General features: G+C 58.5%; 19 protein-coding genes and 1 pseudogene. 11 read left to right on the top strand and 9 right to left on the bottom strand.

The features are described from left to right. Position 1: 1 nt before the first annotated feature. The 7 genes and pseudogenes from AB1805_05295 to AB1805_05265 all read left to right on the top strand — a co-directional run bounded on the left by AB1805_05295 (position 2) and on the right by AB1805_05265 (position 7,590). Positions 2-253, top strand: coding sequence for an acyl carrier protein (locus AB1805_05295; GenBank protein MEW5744841.1), 252 nt, complete (start codon positions 2-4; stop codon positions 251-253). Between the two features lie 22 nt (positions 254-275). Beyond that, positions 276-1,313, top strand: coding sequence for a hypothetical protein (locus AB1805_05290; protein ID MEW5744840.1), 1,038 nt, complete (start codon positions 276-278; stop codon positions 1,311-1,313). Further along, positions 1,306-1,977, top strand: a pseudogene (locus AB1805_05285) (histidine kinase N-terminal 7TM domain-containing protein). The gene AB1805_05290 and the pseudogene AB1805_05285 overlap by 8 nt, the downstream one beginning before the upstream one ends. 3 nt (positions 1,978-1,980) lie before the next feature. Then, on the top strand, positions 1,981-3,435 hold the full coding sequence (locus AB1805_05280; GenBank protein MEW5744839.1) for an ATP-binding protein: 1,455 nt from the start codon (positions 1,981-1,983) through the stop codon (positions 3,433-3,435). Beyond that, positions 3,426-5,381, top strand: a complete 1,956-nt coding sequence (locus tag AB1805_05275; protein MEW5744838.1) for a GAF domain-containing protein — start codon at positions 3,426-3,428, stop codon at positions 5,379-5,381. Before AB1805_05280 ends, AB1805_05275 begins: the two co-directional genes overlap by 10 nt. A 24-nt stretch (positions 5,382-5,405) precedes the next feature. Continuing rightward, positions 5,406-6,965 carry a response regulator gene (locus AB1805_05270; GenBank protein ID MEW5744837.1) on the top strand — a complete coding sequence of 520 codons (1,560 nt, stop codon included), beginning with the start codon at positions 5,406-5,408 and terminating at the stop codon, positions 6,963-6,965. 16 nt (positions 6,966-6,981) lie between these two features. Continuing rightward, positions 6,982-7,590 (top strand): tetratricopeptide repeat protein, encoded by a 609-nt coding sequence (locus tag AB1805_05265; GenBank protein ID MEW5744836.1) that lies wholly within the window; start codon positions 6,982-6,984, stop codon positions 7,588-7,590. Between the two features lie 64 nt (positions 7,591-7,654). Here AB1805_05265 and AB1805_05260 read toward each other — a convergent pair whose 3' ends face one another. The 3 genes from AB1805_05260 to AB1805_05250 all read right to left on the bottom strand — a co-directional run bounded on the left by AB1805_05260 (position 7,655) and on the right by AB1805_05250 (position 9,691). Next, positions 7,655-8,584, bottom strand: coding sequence for a DUF3618 domain-containing protein (locus AB1805_05260; protein MEW5744835.1), 930 nt, complete (start codon positions 8,582-8,584; stop codon positions 7,655-7,657). Continuing rightward, positions 8,563-8,952 (bottom strand): phage holin family protein, encoded by a 390-nt coding sequence (locus AB1805_05255; GenBank protein MEW5744834.1) that lies wholly within the window; start codon positions 8,950-8,952, stop codon positions 8,563-8,565. Before AB1805_05255 ends, AB1805_05260 begins: the two co-directional genes overlap by 22 nt. Before the next feature lie 67 nt (positions 8,953-9,019). After that, positions 9,020-9,691, bottom strand: coding sequence for a YHS domain-containing protein (locus AB1805_05250; GenBank protein ID MEW5744833.1), 672 nt, complete (start codon positions 9,689-9,691; stop codon positions 9,020-9,022). A 535-nt stretch (positions 9,692-10,226) separates the two neighbouring features. On the opposite strand from AB1805_05250, the gene AB1805_05245 reads away from it, so the two are divergent. Further along, positions 10,227-11,663, top strand: coding sequence for a hypothetical protein (locus tag AB1805_05245; GenBank protein ID MEW5744832.1), 1,437 nt, complete (start codon positions 10,227-10,229; stop codon positions 11,661-11,663). A gap of 17 nt (positions 11,664-11,680) precedes the next feature. Continuing rightward, complete coding sequence (locus AB1805_05240; protein MEW5744831.1) at positions 11,681-11,920, top strand: hypothetical protein; 240 nt, start codon at positions 11,681-11,683, stop codon at positions 11,918-11,920. Positions 11,921-12,058: 138 nt separating this feature from the next. Here AB1805_05240 and AB1805_05235 read toward each other — a convergent pair whose 3' ends face one another. The 5 genes from AB1805_05235 to AB1805_05215 form a co-directional block, all read right to left on the bottom strand. Next, a complete protein-coding gene (locus AB1805_05235) occupies positions 12,059-12,484 on the bottom strand; it encodes a hypothetical protein (protein MEW5744830.1) in 426 nt (141 codons plus the stop codon). A gap of 54 nt (positions 12,485-12,538) precedes the next feature. Continuing rightward, the gene (locus AB1805_05230) at positions 12,539-13,246 is read right to left on the bottom strand and encodes a hypothetical protein (protein MEW5744829.1); all 708 of its coding nucleotides are present in this window, start codon (positions 13,244-13,246) and stop codon (positions 12,539-12,541) included. A 310-nt stretch (positions 13,247-13,556) separates the two neighbouring features. Beyond that, positions 13,557-14,219: a hypothetical protein gene (locus tag AB1805_05225; GenBank protein MEW5744828.1), complete on the bottom strand. Its 663-nt coding sequence runs from the start codon at positions 14,217-14,219 to the stop codon at positions 13,557-13,559. A gap of 172 nt (positions 14,220-14,391) precedes the next feature. Next, complete coding sequence (locus tag AB1805_05220; protein ID MEW5744827.1) at positions 14,392-15,108, bottom strand: hypothetical protein; 717 nt, start codon at positions 15,106-15,108, stop codon at positions 14,392-14,394. A 301-nt stretch (positions 15,109-15,409) separates the two neighbouring features. Then, a complete protein-coding gene (locus tag AB1805_05215) occupies positions 15,410-16,171 on the bottom strand; it encodes a glucose 1-dehydrogenase (protein ID MEW5744826.1) in 762 nt (253 codons plus the stop codon). 70 nt (positions 16,172-16,241) lie between these two features. Here AB1805_05215 and AB1805_05210 point away from each other — a divergent pair, with 70 nt between their 5' ends. Continuing rightward, the gene (locus AB1805_05210) at positions 16,242-16,778 is read left to right on the top strand and encodes a Slp family lipoprotein (GenBank protein MEW5744825.1); all 537 of its coding nucleotides are present in this window, start codon (positions 16,242-16,244) and stop codon (positions 16,776-16,778) included. A 29-nt stretch (positions 16,779-16,807) separates the two neighbouring features. Here the strand turns inward: AB1805_05210 and AB1805_05205 are convergent, their stop codons facing one another. Next, positions 16,808-17,806, bottom strand: a complete 999-nt coding sequence (locus tag AB1805_05205; GenBank protein ID MEW5744824.1) for a glycosyltransferase family 9 protein — start codon at positions 17,804-17,806, stop codon at positions 16,808-16,810. A 111-nt stretch (positions 17,807-17,917) separates the two neighbouring features. Here AB1805_05205 and lexA point away from each other — a divergent pair, with 111 nt between their 5' ends. Then, positions 17,918-18,517 (top strand): transcriptional repressor LexA, encoded by a 600-nt coding sequence (gene lexA / locus AB1805_05200; GenBank protein MEW5744823.1) that lies wholly within the window; start codon positions 17,918-17,920, stop codon positions 18,515-18,517. The last annotated feature ends 23 nt before the right edge of the window (positions 18,518-18,540 follow it).

Raw genomic sequence — 18,540 nt, 5'->3', positions numbered from 1 at the left:
CATGGGCGCAGAAGCAGCAACAAACATCATTGCAAGAGAGATCATCAAGGCTCTATCTGAGGAGCTCGGTGTTCCGTTAACCAAAATTACGCAGGAAACCCTATTAATAGAAGACCTTGGAATAGATTCTTTCAGAGCGGTTGAGCTCATGTTTCTCATCAAGGAGGCGTTCGATATCGAGTACTCCCCAGAAGATTTCAGAAAAGCCAGAAAAGTAAAAGATATTGTTGCTTACGTTGCATCAAAGCAATGACACGCAGTTCGTAGGGAACTCAATGATAAGTAGCGAATTCATCACTTTAGCCGGAGATACGGCAAACTTTCTGCAGAATACAAAAAGCAAATGCAATGCTTTCGATATCTGTCATCCATCAGTCACCGAGCGAATACTATTCATCGAAGATGAAAGGCAGGCCATTTTCAATCAGCTGGACACCTATTTTTCCGCTGCCTGGCACGTCCTGCAAAAACTTGATAGGGAAAGCTACAGGGAGTATCAGCTTTTCTATCAAGAGAAACTAGTCGGTTTATTGGGTTCAGATATAGAGATCAATACGCATATTTATAAAAAGCCTTTGGGCTATGCCGGCGATTTCATCACAATGAACTATATCTATGATTATCATCATAACAATTATCTAGGAAGCACCTCCTATGAGATGCTAATTAATAATTATACCTGCACAATTCCCTTTTCTAGATCTAACATCAAAAGAAAAGATTACTTTAAAAACAAGATTCTGAAAACATTACGGGAAGAAGGAAACCCGAAGATACTGAGCGTAGGATGCGGTTCGGTACGCGAACTGCTGGAGCTACTGAAGGAAAATAAAATCACGAAGCCTCTTACCTTCACCTGCATCGATTTTGAGAAAAGGGCGCTCGACTATATCAGAAGTGAAATCGCACAGATAGACATTCCAAACAAACAGCACCTTTCTATCTCTCTTGTGGAGCAGGACATCTTCAGCCTGATTGATAACCAAAAGATGACGAGCAATCTGGGCGAGAATGATTTAATCTACGCTTCAGGGCTCTTCGATTATCTGCGCAGAAACACCGCAAAGAGCCTCCTCTCACTCCTCTATACGCTTCTAAAGAAAGAGGGCTCCCTGATCGTTTGCAATGCGAGTCTGAATAACAACAGCCATCGAGCATATATTGAAACACTAGGCGAATGGCACATGATCTACAGGACCGAAGAGGAAATGCTAGCATGGACGAAAGGATACGAGGGGGAGGCAGCCGTATTTTTTGAGAGACCCCAAGAATGCCCGAGTTATCTTTTCCTCAATCTGAAAAAGAATGGATAACTTTAATCATTTTACCGTCTCGGCTTATCTGACCGCCATTACTACATTTCTGCTTGGCTTTTTTGTAATTTCTCAAAAAAGATGGAAAATAAAGTCATACCGCATATTCACCTTCTACTCTTTGAGCATATCACTATGGAGTTTTTGCGTTGCCCAGTATACCCCAGATTTCGACGGCAATGAGCTGTTCTGGGGGCGCATGCTGCATGTAGGAGCGATACTTTTTGCTATACTCTTTGTGCACTTCATTTTGGTTTTTATCGAGAGAGAGCATGAAAGCAGAAAAGTATTGCTGGCAGGCTACACAGCTGCAAGTTTCTTCCTGCTTATTAGCTTATTTACTGATTTGCTGGTAAACGGAACAACACGTAAGGCCTACTATAGCTTTCCTACTCCTGCTGAACTTTATCCGTTCTTTGTCCTCTATTTTCTTTCCAGTGTCATATACGGCTTGTTCAAATTATACCAAGCATACTGGACCTCCTCGGGCGTCAGGAGAAATCAGTTAAAGTATTTCTTTGCAGCCTCATTATTGGGATATACCGGAGGGTTAAAGCACCTTTTAATACTGGTAAATTCGGAACCTTTCCCCATTTACCCCTATGGCACGTACGCAGTTCCGATATATGCAGGTGTTGTTGCTTACACCATTGTCAGGCATCGTCTGATGGACATAAAAGTCGCCATCAAAAAAACGATGGTCTACTCCCTCTCCGCAGGGCTCCTCACCGGCGTTCTCGTCATTGTTATCCACCTCCTCTCGAAGACCCTCACCGACCTGGCCGGCTCAAATGCTCTCGGCATCTATATCCTTGCAGCCCTCGTCATCGCCCTGCTCTTCAATCCTCTGAGGGAGAGGATACAATCACTTATCGACAAGCTGTTTTACAAGGCATCGTACGACTATTACACCGTGATCCAGCGGGTCGGCAACGAGCTTTCCTCGAAGATATACGAGAAGGATATCCAGAAGATTGTCACGGATACTATTTTCTCGACCCTCAAGCTGCGGGACGCCTATTTCCTCTGCACTGGAAAAAAAAATTATTCTACAGTATATTACAAGAAGTTAGACAGAAGCCTGGCCGGTGATGAAAAGACGCCCCGGATCAAGGGAAACGGTGCATTGGTCGGACTGCTGCAGGAGACCAGGGATGTGGTCGTCATAGAGGAGCTGCCGAATCTTATCGGGCCGGAGAGGGCTGTCCCGGTTGCCCGGGAGACAGCGCCTTTTCGGGGGGAGGTCGCGGTGCCGATCCTTATCGATGGGGAGATGAAGGCAATGATCCTGCTGGGGGGAAAGATATCCGGGGATCCTTTCTCGGACGGCGACGTCAACCTGCTCAGGACCATTGCCGGCGACACCTCGTTGAGCCTCAAGAGCGCCCTCCTCTATGCCGAGAAGTTGCGCTCGGAGAGGCTTGCAACCCTCGGCTCCACAGCAGCAACGCTTGCGCACGAGATCAAGAACCCGCTCTCCTCGATCAAGACGTTTACCCAGCTGCTGCCCGAGAAGTACGGCGACAGGGAGTTCCGCGAGACCTTTTCGATGATCGTTCCGCCTGAAATAGAGCGCATAGACCGGCTGGTAACAGAGCTGCTCATGTTCACCAAAAGGGCCCCGTCGGGCCAGCACCCTGGAGATATAGAGCCTATCGCCGTGATGGAGGAGTGTCTTAAGCTCATGTCCGAACAGATCCACAAGGAAGGGATAGCCGTCATCAAGCATTTCGAGACGCCGTTTTCCATAAAAGGCGACCCTGACCGGCTCAAGCAGGCGCTGTTGAATATTATCGCGAACAGCTGCCAGGCGATGCCGGGCGGAGGAAAGTTAAAGATTTCAGCAGGGTTCACGAACAATAAAGGGATGGTCGCTGTCGAGGACACCGGCGTGGGGATCAGCGAGCATGATCTCGAGAAGATCTTCGACCCGTTCTTCACGACCAAGGACATGGGCAACGGCCTCGGGCTCACCATCAGCAAGAAGATAATCGAAGAGCATGGCGGCAGCATCAGCGTAGCGAGCAAACAGGGAGAGGGGACTGTGCTGACCCTGTTGTTTGACCCTGCCGAGGCTTTGGCGGGCGAGCGGCGGGCGGAGCAGCCGAAGCTATGGAACTAGTAGCGCTTCTTTGCAGAAACCAGAAGACCGCCGAGGCGATCAGGGCCGCGCTGCAGGACTATACCGTCCGCGCGGTAAAAGATCTTGCTGAGCTCGAGGAAACCCTGATCGACTACACGTTCGACCTCTTCGTCGTCGATACCGAGTCGGTCGAGACATCCCTGATCACTACCATCATCAAGCAGTTCGGCAAGGAGTCGGTGATCCTCGTCAGGCATGCGGGGTTCGATATGCGCAAGCTCGAGACCGTACCGCTGTTCGTCGCGTCCGACGCCGTGCATACCGGGCTCGAGACCGTGCTCGAGACCGCGCTCGCCGCGCGCAGGGCGTGCCCGCACAACGGCACGCCGCTCCCCGGCGACTATGCCCGTCATCACGGAGAGGGAGCGCTCTCTTCCGGCGTTCCGAAGGAAGCCGCGCCGGGCCAGGGGCTGCACCGGCACGTGCTGGTGAATCTGGCGAAGATCCTGACCGCGAATTTCGATATCGACAAGATACTCAGCCATTTCATGGAGTCGCTGAGCGAGATCGCCCGGACCAACAGGATATCGATCATGCTCAGGGAGGGGAACAGCTTCGCTGTCAGGGCCCATAAGAACATGGACCCGTATATCGCACAGAACCTCAAGCTCAACTACAAAAGCGCGCTGGTCAGGCACCTCGCCCAGAACGGGGGCATCATCCAGAGGGCGGTCGACCCGGCGAACCAGGAGAAGATGAAGACCTTCCAGGAGATGAGCCGGCTGCAGTGCCTCTTCTCCTTTCCCATGATGTACAAAGGGAAGCTCGAGGGGATCGTCAATATCGGGGAAAAGATCACCGGCGAGCCCTTCTACAGCGACGAGCTCGAGATGATCTACACCCTGTGCAACTACCAGGCCGCCGCGATTAAGGACATCGACCTGTACCACCAGATACACCGCCAGAAAGAGTTCATCAGGAATATCCTCGCCAACATCAACAGCGGCGTCATCACCATCGACAAGAGCGAGCGGATACGCATCTTCAACCCGACCGCAGCCGAGATACTCGGCATCCGCCTCGAGGACATCCTCGGAAAGGACCTCAGGAACCTCCCCTCTCCCCTCGGTGACATCCTGTACGAGACCATGGTCGACGGGATCTTCTACAAGCGGCACGAGGTCCTCCTGAGCCCCCGGGGAATGGAGCTCGGCATCAACAGCTACCGCCTCTGCGACGACGGGGGCGCGGTGGTCGGCGCGGGGATGATCTTCACGGATATCTCGAGCCTGAAAAAGTACGAGGCGGAGAAGAGGGAGGCCGAGAAGCTGAAGATGATGCACGGCATCACCGCGCAGATCGCGCACAACATAAAGAACCCCCTCTCGTCGATAACCACCTTTTCGCAGCTCATCGACACCAAGTTCAACGATGCCGAGTTCCGGAGCTTTTACAAGACGACGGTGCTGCAGTCCGTGCACCGGCTCAATACGCTCATCGACAAGATCCTGTTCCTCTCCGGATCGCTCGAATGCAACCCCGATGTGCACGATGTGAACATCATCATCAGGGACGCGGTCAGCGCCGCGCGCAAGGAGGCGCCCGAAGGGGTCGGCCTGGTGGTGCGCGAAACGGAAAAGCCCGCTCTGGTCAACGCCGACCTTTCCCTGCTCTCGAAGGCGCTGTACTACCTCATCGTGTCCTTCTCGGAGCGGTTGCGTCCGGGCAAGGAGATCATCGTCGAGACGAACATCAACGGGAACAAGGTGCCCCGTATCGAGATAGCGATACGCTCTCCCGACACGCAGCTCATGGATATCCCGGCAGAGGCCGTGTCCCCGTTCACCTCCGATATACTGAGCGAGAACCTGGATGTGGCCATCATGCAGAAAATAGCCGAGGCGCACAAAGGCGGGCTGACGATCAAAGAGGTCGAGTCCGGCAGCGCGCTGTTGATCTCTCTGCCGGCAAAGAATGCCGCGTAAACCGATGCACCCGAGGGGGTTTGAATGAGCACAGCAACGAAAGTATTGATTATCGATGACGACGCGGGTCCGCGGGAATCGCTGAAGATGATCATCAAGGACCGCTACCCGGTCCAGACCGCCAGCAGCGCCCTGGAAGGACTGAAGCTCCTGTCCCAGGACGAGATCAGCGTCATACTCCTCGACCTGAGGATGCCGCAGATGGACGGCATTACCGCGCTCCAGGAGATAAAGAGGATGCGCCCCGACGCCGAGGTGCTGATCGTGACCGCCTATGCGTCGGTTGAGACCGCCCGGAAGGCGATACAGTACGGCGCCTTCGATTACCTGCTGAAGCCCTTCGACAAGAACGATGTGCTCAAGGCGGTCGAAAAGGGCATGCATAAGCGCATCAAGGCTCAGGAGATCGAGAAGGAGCACTCCGAGCTGAAGGACCTCGTAGACGAGCGCACCAGGGATCTGACCATCGCAGAGAAACTGCGCAAGGAATTATTCAACCACGCCACCGACGGCATCGTGATCATGAGCGCCGACGGCATGTTCCTGGACCTCAACCCCCGCGCCTGCGAGATGCTGGGGTACACTATCGGAGAGCTGCTGGGAGAGAGCATCGCTCTCCTCGAAGGCGACGAGGCCGCAGGGCAGTGGCGAAAGCACCTTGCCTGGCTCTCGACCGGGAGACCGCTGCTCTTCGAGGCGGAACATCGTACGAAGACCGGGGACCGGATATCTCTCGAGGTCAGCGCGAAGATGATCGAGATGGACGGGGGCCAGATCATACAGGCCTTCTGCCGGGACATCACCGAAAAGAAGCGGCTGCGGGAGCAGCTGCTCCGTACGCAGAAGATGGAGTCGATCGGAACGCTCGCCGGCGGGATGGCCCACGACTTCAACAATATCCTTACGGCGATCCTCGGCCAGACCGAGATGATCCTCACCTATGACAAGGAGACGCTCACCGAAAGCGTGCTGAACAAGCTCGAGGTGATAGAGACGGCCGCGCAGCATGCGTCCCAGGTGGTCTCGCAGCTGCTGAGCTTTTCACGGAGGGGCAACAGCGAGTTCACCTCCCTGCACATCAACGAGGCGGTGGAAGCCGCGGCAGCCATGGTTTCCAAGCTCCTCAATCCCAAGATCGCCCTCCGGAATAATTTCAGTCCTTCCGTGCACATAATGAAGGGGAACGGCACCCAGATAGGCCAGGTCATCATGAACCTCATTATCAACGCCCGCGACGCCATGCCCGACGGCGGCACGATCACCATAACCACGGATATGGTCGACAGCAGGCAGGACCGTCTCCTTCCCGGCCTGCTGAACGGAAGGTATTCCCCGGACGGGCAGCTCGAAGGGCCGTTTGTCCGCGTTCGCGTTGCGGACACCGGCATAGGCATGGATGAAGCGACGAAGGCGCGCGCCTTCGAGCCGTTCTTCACCACCAAGGAGACCGGGAAGGGCACCGGTCTCGGGCTCGCCGCCGTATACGGCATCGTCAAGAATCACGGCGGCGAGATCGTCCTGGAGAGCGCAAAAGGACGCGGGACGGTATTCACCCTTTACTTCCCCGCCCTGAAGTCTTCATAGCGGCGCCGGAGCGAGCATGAAAAAAGTGAGCATGGCATTCCTGGTAGTCGTAGCGGTTCTCTTTGCACACGGCGCCGCACGGGCGTCGGAGGCAGAGGCGCTGCACTTTTTCAACAGTGGCAATACCCTCTTCAACGACGGGCGCTACGACAAGGCGATCGTCGACTACAGCAAGGCGATCGCGCTTTACGCCGACTTCACCGACGCCTATTATAACCGCGGACTCTCCTACTACAAGTCCGGAGATTACGACAGGGCCATCGAAGATTTCAACAAAGTCCTCTCCGCAGCCCCCCGGGATGCGGAGATATACCACTACCGGGGGCTCTCGCACTTCAAAAAAGGGCGCTTCGACAAGACCATCGAGGATGAGACCAGGGTCATCGAGCTGAACCCGAAGTTTCCCGAGGCCTACCATAATCGCGGCATCGCCTACTCGCGCCTCGAGCGGTACGACGAGGCCATCGAGGACTTCAACAAGGCGATCGGCCTCCGGCCCGAGTACAGCGAAGCGATCTTCTCCCGCGGCTTTGCATACACCATGAAAGCGGCGGCGGACTTCAAGAGGGTCTGCGACAGGGGAAACCAGGTCGCCTGCGAGAACTACAGGCAGCTTACAAAGTAGGGGCCCGGCAGCGCTGCCGGGCAGGTCCTCCTGCACGGCCGCTCGCTATGTCCGGGAACGGACACTAGCTCCTGGCCTCTTCCATAGCCGCCTCTTTCGCTTTCTCGGCAGACCGCTGGGCCTTTTCCATGATGCCCTGGGCAGTCTCTTTCGCCTTGCCCATGAGGCTCTCGCTCGCCCCGCCCATGAGCTCTTCCTCTCGCCGCGACTCGGGGATGATAAGACCGAAGAGCGCTCCAAGTCCCAGCGCCATTGCGCCGACGCCGAGCGGATTGCTCTGCATCATATCCCGCACGTTCTCTTTCGTCTGCCGCGCCCGCTGTCTGGCCATTCCCCCTACCCTGTCGGCCTGCTCCCTGGCTTTGGAGGTGAGCTGGGACGCTTTCTCCCGCGCCTGCCCGGTCATCTGCCCGGCCCTCTCGCGCACCTGGCCGGTCACCTCTTCGGCCTTGGCGCGGGCCTGCCCGGCGAACTGCTCTGCCCTTCCCTTCGCTGTCTCCCGGGCAGAGGGTTGCTGCTCATATCCGCCGCCGGTCCCCTGCCCCTCCTCGGTCCAGATCTGTCCGCCCGGGGCATACGCGAAGGTTTCGCGTTCGCTCAGGGTCGTCTCGCGCCCGTTACCGTCGCCGCGCGCCCCCTTCATGATAAGCCACCCGAGGCCCACTCCCACCATGGCGGCCGGGACCGGGTTGCTGCGAATGGTATCGGCAATGTTCGAACCCATCTCTCGTGCCCTCCCTTGCGCTCTCCTGCTCATTCTCCTCGCCCTCCCCACCGTTGATTCTTTGACCTGAGCCTTCATGTGCTCGGATGAGAACTTCTCCTTGATCGCTTCGACCGTGTCGCCCAGCTCGGCCCTTGTCTGTTCGATATCGGACCTGATCTCATCCGGGTTTCGCTCTTCGCCGCCTCCGGAAGCCGCTCCGCCGCGCGGCGCCGTATAGGCAGCCCCTCTCCGGCTGCGGACCACATTCACATCTTCTCTTTCAGCCATCGTTTGTCCTCCTTAATCGTTTCAAGGGTCTGCTTCGGCACGTATTCCTTTCTCTTGAGATCGTCCATACCCTTCTTCACCAGCACATAGCCGATCCCTGCGACAACCGCACCGACAAGGAGCGCCGAAAGCCACCAGGGGATTCCCGTGCCGAGGCCGAGGATGACGGCGCTTATCAGCGCCAGCAATCCCGCATAGGCGACCGCGCCGCCGATGGCGAGAAAGGCAATATCCTTTAGTACGTGAGACATCTTGAGCGACATCTCCGTCTTTGCGAGCTCGACCTCCTGGCGAAACAGTCTCTGCGTCTCCTGGGAGAGATCCGAGAGAAGCTCGCCGAGCGATTGTTCTTCGCGCGTGTGATTCATAGTCATTCCTCCCTGCTAGGGCCTCCCTGCTAAGGCCTTTGCCGTTTAACACTGCATGAGCCCCCCGTCATGCGCTCATCCCCGCGGAATAGCTCTTTGATCCGCCGTGGCCGCCGGGACTGCCTGCACGCATGCCGGAGCTCTTGAGAAACCGCGAAAGGGCGAATCCGAGCGCGAAGGCTCCACCCAGGAAGACTGCCGGCCGGCGCCGCACCATGCGCTCCGCCTCGCCGATGAGCTGGTCGGCATCCTTGTCGCGGAGGTACCCCGAGAGCTGGTCCACCTTGGCGGCAGCGCTGTCCGCATAGCGGGCGATCGAGCCCTGCTCCTGCGACTGGAGCTGCTGGGCTGTCTGCCGTAACGCGGAAGCCACGCTTCCCAGCATACTGGAGCTGCGGTCGCGCTGCTTGTCGATCATGGTCCTGGCCTGGCCTTTTGCCTTGTCTGTCAATTCATGCCCCTTGCCGAGGGCCTTCTGGTACGTCTGGCTCTCCCTGAATTTCTGGTAGGTCTCCGATGCCTTTCCTTTTGCTGAGGCGCCGGCGCCATACCCTGCCGCTCCCCCTTCCACTCCTATGGTCCTGGCGGCGCTCTCTGCCGTCGCAAACCGCTCCGGGTATGCATCGAACTCGGTTTTACAGCCCGACGAACAGAAATAGTAGGTTTTCCCTCCGTACTGGCTCGTATACTGCGTCTCGTTCTCGCTGACCTCCATCTTGCACACCGGATCGTACGCCATACCAAGCACCTCCTTATGGACGTTTAAAATCATCGCTGCCGTTTTCGGTTCCACTGCCAGAACATACCGTTCAGAGAGCATTCCGCCCGCCCCGCGACGGCCCCACCTAGCTGTTAAGGCTGCTGACAATAGGGCCGGCATCGCTGGAGAGGTCATGCGGCTTCAGCGGCGCTCACTATCGCTCCATGGTTAGTCCCTGCCTCGGTGATGCTGCCTTTGTTAAGGACCGCCGGGTTATCGCTGACTGGAGATTTCAGGGAAAGCTTTATTAGGAGAGAGAGAAAGAGAAGCGTGTATGCACCTCAGTGCGCTGTCGGACGTACGCTCCACACTACGGTAACGCTCTCCCTTGCGGAACACAGGCCACTACTATTTTCTTTACTTAAACCATAGCCCCTTTTACCGCACCTGTCAAGTTCGGGAGGCTTCCGCGATTGAACATATACGGTCAACCTGGTAATATATGCACAACGCCGGAGGGATCAGCATCGTGCACTGCGGCGTGTTCGGGGGACTTCTCAAGGAGCGGCAATCGATGGCTTTCGACGGTTTCGACCCGAGCCGATGGGTCGTTGGGTTGATCGGCGGCGTACTCGGAGCACTGACCGCCAGCATCATACTGGGCATCGTCTATTACCTTTCCGATAACAGAAGGAAAAAACTCTACCGGAGCAAGCTCATGAGCCGGCTCGACACGGCCGATATGCTGCTCAAAGAGAACATGCCCAGGGATGCCCTGGCGATCTACAGCGACCTCCTCCTCAATTTCCGGAAAGAGTGGGATACGGGGGTGTACGCCCGCATCAAAAAGAGCGAAGGGAACTGCTACGCGCACATGGCGCTCTCGCGGTCGCCCCACGAGCATCTGCTGAAGGCGCTCCAGGCATACGAGGAGGCGCTCCGGTATACGCCCTTCCAGCAGGATGCCGACGACTATGCCCTGATCCAGTACAGCCGGGGCGACGTCTGCTTCAGGGTGGCGGAATTCGAAGAGAGAGAGAAGTACCTTGCCAAGTCGGTCAACGCCTTTACCGAATCGCTCAAGGTATACACAGCAGACGCCTTCCCGGTGAATTACGCAATGGCGCTGACGAATCTCGGCCATGCCTACAGGGCGCTCGCAGACTTCCGCAGTAAGGAGGACTGCCTCGGCAAGGCGACCCGCGCTTTCGAGGAGTCGCTCAGGATATACACCCTCGAAACCTATCCTCTCAATTACGGAGCGGCCTGCAGCATGCTCGGCACTCTCTACCGTTCACTCTCCGAGCTCCGCAGCCAGGAGGAGAACCTCCTGAAGGCGGTCGACGCCTATGAGGAGGCGCTGAGGGTCCAGACGGCCGAGACTTTCCCCCAGGAGTACGCGTTTGCACAACGGGCAATCGGCGACTGCTGCAGGACCCTCGCCGAGCTCAGGCACGAGCCGGAGCCGCTCGTCGACGCCATCCGGGCATATGACAGGGCGCTGCGCGTCTCTACCGTCGAGGCCCATCCGCTCGCTTGTGCAGAGACACAGCTCAAGCGGGGCGATGCCTGCCGCGCCCTCGCCGAGCACAGGGATAAGGAGGAAAATCTCTCCAGGGCCGCGGGCGCGTACCGTGAAGCGCTGAACGTGTACCGTCCTGAAAGCGCTCCCCTCGACTATGCATCGGTACAAGAGCGCATCGGCGACGTACTTTCAGCGATCCTCGAAGTGAAGGAGGAGGAAGGGGCGGTACGCGCCGCTCTTCATGCCTACGGCGAGGCGCTCACGATAAAAACCATCCTCGCCCATCCGTACGACTATGCTTCGCTGCAGTACCGCCTCGGCACTCTCTATCGCCGGCTTTCAAAGTTCATCGATAAGGAAGAGTATCTGACCAAGGCAGCTCGCGCATACGACGATGCACTGAAGGTCTTTACGTCCGAGTACTACCCCTTCGAGCACCGCGAGGCGCTCTCCGCGCTCGAAAGGATTCGCAGGACAGCTTCATGAGCAGGAGAGAAGGGGACATGATCAGCGTACGGTATCTTCTCTGGATCGGGGCATCGACCGCAGTGGGGACCGCCCTGGGAGTGCTGGCCGATCCGGAGCGCCCGTCGCGGGGAGGCGTTATCGGTGCTGCAGCGGGGCTCGTAGCCGGCTCGGTGCTCGGCGGCATCCATGAGCGGCGCGCTGCCGAAGCGGAAATCGAGCTCTACAGCTCGTCCTCACCGCTCTACCAGGAAAGCGATGAGCTGGGATACACCTGAGCGCTGCAGGATGGCAGCGCTCAGTACGATCCATACAAGAAGGGAGGCCCATGGCAGGGCCTCCCTTCTTGTATGCCCCGGCACGCAACGGGCAGGACCCGTTACGTACCGGGAAAGAGAAGTCGCCTCTCCCCTCTCCTAGTAACGGCTGGAGCTGCCCGAGCTTCCTCCCGTGCCGCTCTGCGTACCACTGCCGCGTGTCGTACCGCCGGTCGTTCCCGGGGTCGTGCTGTCGGTCGTCCCCGTATCACCGCCTCTCATCGTGCCGGTGCCCGTACCGGTTTCGGTATCCCCTGTACCTCTCGTAGTCCCCGTTCCCGTGTCCGTGCCTGTACCGGTCCCTGTCTGCCCGGTTGTTCCGCCGGTTGTTCCGGAAGTCCCTTCACCCGGAGGAGGCTGCGTGCCCCTGGTGGTCTCCTGCTCCTCACCCCGCTGCCCGCCGCCCATGGCGAGGTCCGTGCTCCTGTCAAGCATGGTCGAGGAATATGCATCAGACGAGAAGCCCGTCGAGAGCGCAAGTACGGCAACTGCAAGCATACCGAGAAGGATCATTGATCTTTTCATAGTCGGTCTCCTTATTGGTTCATCATAGTGACGGAATTACTCATTAGCGAAGCGCTACATACCGCTGCCTGCAGCGTCGCCTCCCGTGGTACCGCCGGCAGTTCCCCTATCGGTACCGCCTCCGGTCGTGCCGGTGTCGCCTGTTGTTTCATTCATCGTACCGTCGCCCCGCGTGGTGCCGTCAAGAGAGTCAAGCTGGGTATTGCCGCCTTCAAGGTCAGCGCCGCCCCGCGTAGTGCCGGTCGTATCATCGGTCGCCCCTGTTCCGCCCGTCCCGGCAGCGCCGTCAGTCGTCCCGATACCCGAATCGGGAGTCCCCATGCTGCCCCGCTCAAACGATTCGGTGCCGATGTCACCACCCCGCGTGGTCCCTGTGTCCGTTCCCGCGTCGGTACCGGTGCCGGTAGCGCCTTCTGTAGTACCGCCGTCTCTCGTAGTGCCGTCCTGTACACCGTCTCCCCTGGTGGTGCCGGTCGTCCCGTTAGTCGTCCCGTACGGGTCGGTTCCTCTCCAGGTAGGGGTATCCTGGAAGTTGGTCCTCCCTCGCGTATCGGATCCCGATGATTCGCTATCGGCGCCGCCGCGCATCGATCCTGATGAGGTCCCCGAGGAGTCCATCGCTGCGCTGCCGGTACCGCTTTCAGTGCCGCGCGGCGTGCCGTAGTCCCCTCCCCATGCCTGTTGCGCGGCCGGAGGGACCAGAAGCATACCGACCACAAAGGCTGCTGCAATCGTAATAATGAATAGGTGCGTTCGTCTCATGAACATTACCTCCTTAGCTCTTTGCTCTGCAGAACAGCCGGGGTCGTAATCTTCCGGGGAGCAGACCCTGCTGTACTGACAAGATACGAAAGGGCAGGATACAGTACTTTTGCTTTACTTCATCTCAGCGGCGCACGCCGCTGAGCTCCCCTCGTGCGGGGGCTTTGATAAGCAAACCCTATCAAATGAAGCTGCTCAATTACTGTATCCTGCCTTCATGGTTTTGATAACCACGTTATATTGTCGCATACCGTGTTATCCGCTATCTTGCGGCGGTCTCTCGCGCCGCCCCGCGGGTGAATATCACGGCTTACTGGAGTCCGGGCGCCCCGGCCTTGAAGCCCTCCCGGTAGCCGTCCCGGTAGCCTTTCAGCCACCCCTTCTGCGCCTCGCTTATCGGGTGGCCTCTCATCATGCCTCCCCGTGTAGCCGCCCCTAAGTCCCCGTGCTGCGCCTCGCTCTTGCCGAAGCCGTCGGTGAAGCCCTCGGAGTATCCCTGCTGGTACGAGCTCCGGAAATCTCCTCTCATGGATGCGTCCGCTGCTGCGCCGCGCTGCATGGACTGGTCCTGCATCATCGACCGGTCTTGCATCATGGACCGATCCTGCTGTGCGCCGGAGCCCCGCATCGAACTGTCAGCCGGTGCATTGAACGGAGGAACATTGCCCGGCTGCGCCGTCGGGGGATACCCGGGAGCGCTGCCATACCCGGCAGCGCCGACATCAGTGCCCCGGGTTGCGCCGTCTTCCACTCTCTGCGTTTCAGCAGGGACATTGTGCTGAATGCCGGGCGACGTTTCACCGGAGGCATTTCCGCCTCTCGTCGATACAGCCGATATATTCGTTCTCGTGCTGCTGTCCGGCCCTCCGATGCAGCCCTTGTCGGTCCACTCGGCATATGCCGTCAGGGATGACAGCACCGCAACGGCAAACACAGTAATGGCAACTATGAGCACTTGCTCAGCTCTCTTCATGATAGGGTCTCCTTCCTCAGGTAGAGTTTGTTGTAAAAGCCGCTGGTTTGGAATCCTTAGGGGAGTAGAGAATCACTCACCGTGAGTGCGGGCTTCTGCTGGTTGTGTTCAGGCCTTGTTGAGGGATCGAGGCGGTTATTCTCGGTAGTGGTTACTGCGCTGAACAGACACGTTACTGCAATCCCATTTTGAAACCTTGCGTATAGCCGTCCTGGTATCCCTGGATCCATCCATGCTGCGATGTGAAGTCCCCGATGCCGGCGCCTCTCATGTCTCCCCTCGGGGCTCCCATCATGGAACCGTGCTGCGCCTCGCTCTTGCCGAAGCCGTCGGTGAAGCCCTCGGAGTATCCCTGCTGGTACGAGCTCCGGAAATCTCCTCTCATGGATGCGTCCGCTGCTGCGCCGCGCTGCATGGACTGGTCCTGCATCATCGACCGGTCTTGCATCATGGACCGATCCTGCTGCATGCCGGATCCTCTCATCGAGTCGGCAGTACCCGCAGTTCCGCCCATGCTTCCAGAGGTGTCGCCGCCCCTCGTCGTTCCGTTCTGTGTGTCCTCTCCCCTCGTCGCGCCGCTCTCCTCCATAAAGGGAGGCACATTTCCGGGTCCCGATGCCGGAGGATACCCGGGAGCGCTGCCGTATCCCATCCCGCCTACCTGTCCCTCATTGGGGGGAGCCGTGGCTCCTCTTTCCATAGTCTCGGCAGGGACATCGTGCAGTACCCCGTCAGACCCGGAAGGGACATCCGTCGCTGCTCCCCTGGTGCTGCTGTCCGACGCGCCCATCGATGAGGCCGTGCCGTTGGCGTAAACTACCAGTGAGGGAACTGCTGTTACCATAAGCGCTATCAGCGCTACCGCAAGCAGACGCTTTACACCTTTCATACATTTCCTCCTTTTTTTCGGTTTTTTGGTTTCCTGAATCGTATAGCTGCAACTTGTATGCCAGAATCGGCATGCCCGCCCGAGCGCTCGCGGAGCAGACCATACTATCCGTTTGGTATTGCACCCGACTTTGGCCGGAATGAGGAGGGAAAGCGCTGCCGGGGTAAAAAAAGTTCCTTACCCGCTTGCATCAACATACAGTGAGACATGACACACACCTGTACCGGCACAAGACTGTGCCATGTAACAGCGCTGCACCGGCTCATCGTGGAGCTCCGGAATGCCCTATGCTTACAGTGACTCACTCGATATACAGCATCTTTCTCGTCATGCCGCCGTCGGCAACGAAGTTGGCTCCGGTGACAAAAGAGGCCTCTTCAGAGACAAGGTAGAGCGTCAATGACGCAATATCCTCGGGTGCTCCTACTCTTCCGGCAGGATGCTGACGGTGGTCCGCCTCCCTGAGCGACGCAGCATGCCTGGCGCTCCGCCTTTTCCACCCGCTCACCTCTATCCACCCCGGGCTGATGCAGTTCGCCCGTATGGCGGGGCCAAGGCTCACGGCGAGCGCATGCGTCAGGGCGACCACGCCTCCTTTGGATGCGGCATACGCCTCGGTATGGGGCTCCGACATCAATGCCCGCGTAGAAGCGATATTCACGATCGCGCCGCCGCGCTCCCTGAGCAGAGGGGCGGCATGCTTGGCGCAAAGGAACGCTCCGGTAAGATTCACGGCGATGATCCGGTTCCATGCATCGAGGGAAAGCCGCTCCAGGGGAGCGCTGGAGAAGATGCCGGCATTATTGATGAGGATGTCGAGCCTCCCGAACCGGGCCGCTGTCTGCGCTACGGCATGTTCCACATCCTTTTCGACCGCCACATCGGCAGGCACGAATGCGAGGGAGCCGATGCCGGAGAGCTCCTGCTCGGTCTCTCTTCCCGCCTCTTCGTCGACGTCCGCGACGACGACGCCCGCCCCTTCCTCGAGGAACCGCTTCACGATGGCCTTGCCGATCCCCTGCCCTCCGCCGGTCACCAGCGCCACTTTCTCCCGGAGCTTCATAGCATGCCCTCCTTTCTCATTCCGGCCCTCCTAAAACTACTATACGTGATTTTCCGCAGCATTGTAAGCGATGAGACCGGCGATATACTTGCACTGTGAATTCGGCTATAATTACCTCATGAAGCGCCACGTGCTCATCATGGTTCTGGGAGTCCTGTTCCTCGCCGGTTGTGCGCATGTCGTTTCCGATAGCCTGCGGGACAAGGCGCGGGATGTCCCCCCGGCAACGCTCCTCGGCAACCCCGATGCGTACAAGGGCGAGGTCGTCATACTCGGGGGCGTCATCGTCGGCTCCAAAAACACGAAAGAGGGGACCTACATCGAAGTGGTGCAGAAGCCCCTCGACAGCCGGGGCAGGCCCGAAGACGTGGATGCCTCGTACGGCAGGTTCCTTGTCCTGTACGGCGGCTACCTCGACACCGCGATCTATTCGCGCGGGAAAGAGATAACCGTTGCAGGAGAAGTTATCGGAAGGCAGACGCGCCGTCTCGATGAGATCGATTATCCCTACCTGATGATGAGAGGCAGAGAGATCCATCTGATCGAGCCCAGAGGGTACCGCTCCCTGCCGATATCGTTCGGCGTCGGCATCGGCGCACGACTTTAAGCTGTCCCCCTGCGGACGCGGCGTCGAGGCTATGCAAAGGCGCCGATCGCGTCCATCACCCGCCCCACGCCGATATCTCTGAGGCACTCCTGCCCGCATTCCTGTACTCGGTGCAGCGGTTGCAGACCGCAGGGAGCGCACGCATGCCCGGAGGCCACGACCCGGACATGATCTCCGGGAGGGCTCCAGAGCCCCGGGTCGGTGGGGCCGAAGAGGGCGAGCACCTTCCCGCCGGCTGCGGCAGCCAGATGGGTTATGCCCGAGTCGTTTCCTATGTAGAGCGAGCACGACTGCAGCAGGGCGGCGACTATGGCCAGCTCTTCACCAGGGACATGGAGGACGCCGGGGTTGCTCTCCGCATAGACCGCGAGCGCCGCCGTCGCCGCGCTCTCCTCGGCGGGTCCCGAGAGAAAGACGAAAAAGAAGTCGCCGGCAGCCCTGATATGCGCAGCAAGGCTGATGAAACTCTCGAAGGGCCAGCACTTTCGTCTCCCCCCGCTCCCGGGATGCATCGCTACCAGCCTGCTCCTGCCGTCATAGCCCTTGCGGGCGAGCAATGCCCGTGCCCTCTCCTTGAACGGTGCGGGAATTTCAAGCGCGCAACTCGGCAGACCCCGGTGCCGGTATCGTCCGGGCGCTGCTATCTGCTGCATGCGGAACGCAGAGACATGCATCCGCTCTCCTTCCGGGGGAATCGTAGTCACGACCGCGGTACGCGGGAGCAGCGACCGCAGCGTCTCGACGAACACCGCATCGCGGCCCCTGGTAAAAACAACAGCCCTATCGAATCCTGCAAAGAAGGCCTTCGCCGCATTATCCGGCCTCCCGGCATACAGCGACGAGAACAGGCTGCTGCCGCTGTCGTGAGCCCCGGCAACGACCCCGGCAGTCTGCAAAAAGCCCGCGACATCCGGTCTCCCCGCCAGATGAAGACGCTCTCCTCCCCCTCCCAGCAGGGAGAAGGCAGGGAGCGAAAGCAGCACGTCCCCGAGCGCGCCGTCGTGGTGAATGAAGAGTCGCTCCGCCATAGCCCTCCTGAACGCAAACACGTACTGCTTTATTCTAATTACCTACCGGCGCGTATGCCAAACCGCGCCTCATCTTGACAGGCGCCCGCCTCTTAGTATACAAATGTATATATGAAAGAGCTCACTGTCCAGCAGAAAAAGGTGCTCGATTTCCTCGTCTCCTCCGTTAAGAAGAACGGTTACCCGCCTACGGTGCGGGAGATCGGGGAGCATTTCGGCTTTCTCTGGGCTGCAGCCCGGGGACACCTGCGGGCCCTCGAGAGAAAGGGCTTTATCCGCCTCAATCCCGCTATCTCGCGGGGGATCGAGATCGTCGGCTTCACCCCTCGGGAAGGCTCCCTGCTTCCCGTTGCAGGAACCATACGGGCCGGGAGGCCTGTCCTGGCAGCAGAGGACGTCGATGCCCATCTGCTCGTCGATGCGTCGCTCTTCCCAGCAGCGGACTCCTTTTGCTTGCGGGTGACCGGAGACAGCATGGTCGAGGCGGGCATCTTCGAAGGCGACTATGTCATCGTCAAACAGCAGCGCACCATCGAGAGCGGCGAGATCGGCGTGGTCCTCGTCGGCGATGAGGCGACGGTGAAGAGGGTCTTCAAGGAGAAGCACACCGTGCTCCTCAAGCCCGAAAACAAGACCATGAAGCCGGTGCGTTACGATGCCGATGAGGTGGTGGTAGCCGGTAAGGTGATCGGCGTGATCCGGAAGCTGTAATGCAGTCCGTCGCTGAATACGAC

The sequence above is a fragment of the Nitrospirota bacterium genome, assembly GCA_040752355.1.
Taxonomy (GTDB): domain Bacteria; phylum Nitrospirota; class Thermodesulfovibrionia; order Thermodesulfovibrionales; family Dissulfurispiraceae; genus JBFMCP01.
Note: the sequence above shows the minus strand (reverse complement) of the source record. Positions and strands in the feature narration are given on the sequence as shown.